This window comes from Anoxybacillus sp. LAT27, from assembly GCF_022030075.1.
Lineage (GTDB): Bacteria > Bacillota > Bacilli > Bacillales > Anoxybacillaceae > Anoxybacillus > Anoxybacillus kestanbolensis.
This window is the reverse complement of sequence record NZ_JAIWYK010000027.1, coordinates 1-2,576: the sequence shown is the minus strand read 5'-3', so window position 1 is coordinate 2,576 and position 2,576 is coordinate 1. Positions and strand designations below refer to the sequence as shown.

The window sequence follows — 2,576 nt, the reverse complement described above, 5'->3', positions numbered from 1 at the left end:
ATTTTAATTTTTGCTGTTAAAGTCAATTTCATGTCCTCACCACCTTTCACTAATTTTATTTTATATTTTTTTAGTGAAAAATAAACAAAAAAAACGCATTCCTCCCCATGCTTGAAAGCAGGGGTTTCCTGCGTGATTAATCATGAAAGTTTTGCAAATTTTTTATTTTCCGCTAAAATGCGGACGTCGCTTCTCTAAAAAGGCGCGAATCCCTTCTTCGTGGTCTTTTGTTTTGCGCATTTCCGCTTGATACGCTGTCTCCATTTGCAACGTGTTCAACAACTGTTGTTCGCTTAAACGAGCATATAACTGCTTCGTCGCAATCATCGCACGAATCGGTTTTGCTAGCCATTCATTCACTTTGTGCTGAATCGCTTGTTCATCACCGATTTCATCAACGAGTCCCACTTCATATGCCTCTTGTGCACTCATTATTTTTCCTTCCCATATGATTTGTTTTGATTTGACATCTCCAATTTTTCGATTTAAAAAGAAATGTCCCCCACCATCTGGAACTAAACCAATGCCAATGAAATTCATTGCAACGCGCGCTTGTTCATTTGCGATTACATGATCGCAAGCAAGGGCTAAACTAAATCCTAATCCTGCAGCGGCACCATGTATGTAGCTAATCGTTAGTTTCGGCAATTGATGCAATGTCATCGCTATTTGTTTAATCGTTTCCATCACTTCAATGAATGAATGTTCATTCGTTGATTGCAACATCGTCTTAATGTCGCCCCCTGCGCTAAATCCTTTGCCGCGACCACGAATGATGACGATATCCGCTTCACTTGCTTCAACTTCTTTTAACGCTTGTAACAACTCTGTTAACATTTGTTCATGTAAAGCATTTAGCGCATTCGGACGATTCAATTCAATGGTTGCGACGCGATTTTCGTATGATAGTACGATATGTTCCATCTTCTCCATCCCCTCTTTCGTTTGTTCGCTATTTTCTTTCGACATATATGAATAAAATCCTGCACAGAACAAAGGAAAAAGACGACATCACCTGTCGCCTTTTTGTTTTGCACGTATGACAATCTCATATAGTCGTTTTGTTTGTTCGTAAATATGTTCAGCACGGCAAATGGCCGAAATGACAGCAATTCCGTCTGCACCCGCTTCGATCACTTGTTTGGCTGTTTGTTCTGTAATTCCACCGATCGCAACGAGTGGAACACGTTTTTCATGGGCACGAATATGTTCAATCATTGTCAGTCCACATGCTTGCTTTGCATCCTCTTTTGAAACAGTTGGGAAAATCGGGCCTAATCCAACATAATCGGCGCAAGCAGCAAGCGCTTTTTTTACTTCATTTAAGTTGTGAACAGATACGCCTAAATATTTATCTCCTATGCGATCGCGAACGCGTTCAGCTACTTCGTCTTCTTGACCGACATGAACGCCATCTGCCTGTAAAGCGAGGGCCAAATCGACATCGTCATTCACGATAAAAGGAATATTATACATTCGGCATCGTTCAAGTAATTTCTCGGCTAAGCGGTATTTTTCAATTCCCGTAAGCGCCCCCTTTCCTTTTTCGCGAAACTGAAACATTGTAATACCGCCTTTAATTGCTTCATCAAGCACAGCGAGCGGATCTTTCGTACAATCGATACTTCCCATAACGAAATACAACGATAGCTTCTGCCTCATCATTTATTCCCCTTGAATACGCGCGTATTGATCAACTTCTTCTGCACTCGTTTCATGTAAAGCATTTAAAAAAGAAAGTTGAAAAGAACCAGGTGCTTTTGCTTGTTTGGTTGCTTTTTCAGCCGCCACACCGTAATAAGCGAGGGCAGCAACTGATGACATCATCATATCGTCTCCTATACCTGCAAATGCACCTAATACCGAACTTAACAAACAACCTGTCCCTGTTACTTTCGTCAACATCGCATCACCATTTGAGACGATTACAATACGTTCTCCATCGGTTACTATATCGTCTTTTCCTGTTATAACGACTACACAACGAAACATGAGTGCTGCTTTTTTCGCTACATCCACGAGGTCACTTTGAACGTCCCCTGCATCGACTCCTTTTGTACGTACTTGTTCACCCGCAATGCTCGCAATTTCCGATGCGTTCCCACGTAAAATCGAAATGTTTACTTCACGTAATATACGTCTGGCTGTTTCGGTGCGGTACGCTGTCGCACCAGCTCCAACAGGATCGAAAATGACAGGAATGTTTGCCTCATTTGCTGCTTTTCCGGCAATTAACATCGCCTCTACGTCTGTTTCGTTTAGCGTGCCAATGTTTAACACTAAAGCACGAGCTAACCGAACCATATCCGCTACTTCTTCTTTTGCATACGCCATAACAGGAGATGCGCCTACAGCAAGCAAACCATTCGCAACAAAATTGGTCACCACGACATTTGTCATATTATGTACGAGTGGTGACTCCTTTCTAACACGCATTAACCATTGTCCTACATTCATCATTCATTCCCCCTTAAAAAATAAAAACTAGTCGGACAGAATCGACTAGTTTGCATATCGAAAACATAGCCTACTTCCCTCCGCTGGTACAAACCAGATCAGGTTCAAAGGGTTGGAAA

At 41.8% G+C, this 2,576-nt stretch carries 3 protein-coding genes; all 3 read right to left on the bottom strand.

Annotated elements, in window-relative coordinates; all coding sequences use genetic code 11:
* Positions 1 to 162: 162 nt before the first annotated feature.
* The 3 genes from LD028_RS01960 to thiM are packed head-to-tail and all read right to left on the bottom strand — an operon-like array spanning position 163 to position 2,460.
* Positions 163 to 969: an enoyl-CoA hydratase gene (locus LD028_RS01960; protein WP_237810765.1), complete on the bottom strand. Its 807-nt coding sequence runs from the start codon at positions 967 to 969 to the stop codon at positions 163 to 165.
* Positions 970 to 1,011: 42 nt separating this feature from the next.
* Entirely contained in the window at positions 1,012 to 1,665 is a 654-nt protein-coding gene (gene thiE, locus LD028_RS01955; RefSeq protein ID WP_237810764.1) for a thiamine phosphate synthase, read from the bottom strand.
* Positions 1,666 to 2,460, bottom strand: a complete 795-nt coding sequence (gene thiM, locus LD028_RS01950) for a hydroxyethylthiazole kinase (RefSeq protein ID WP_237810762.1) — start codon at positions 2,458 to 2,460, stop codon at positions 1,666 to 1,668.
* Positions 2,461 to 2,576: the final 116 nt, after the last annotated feature.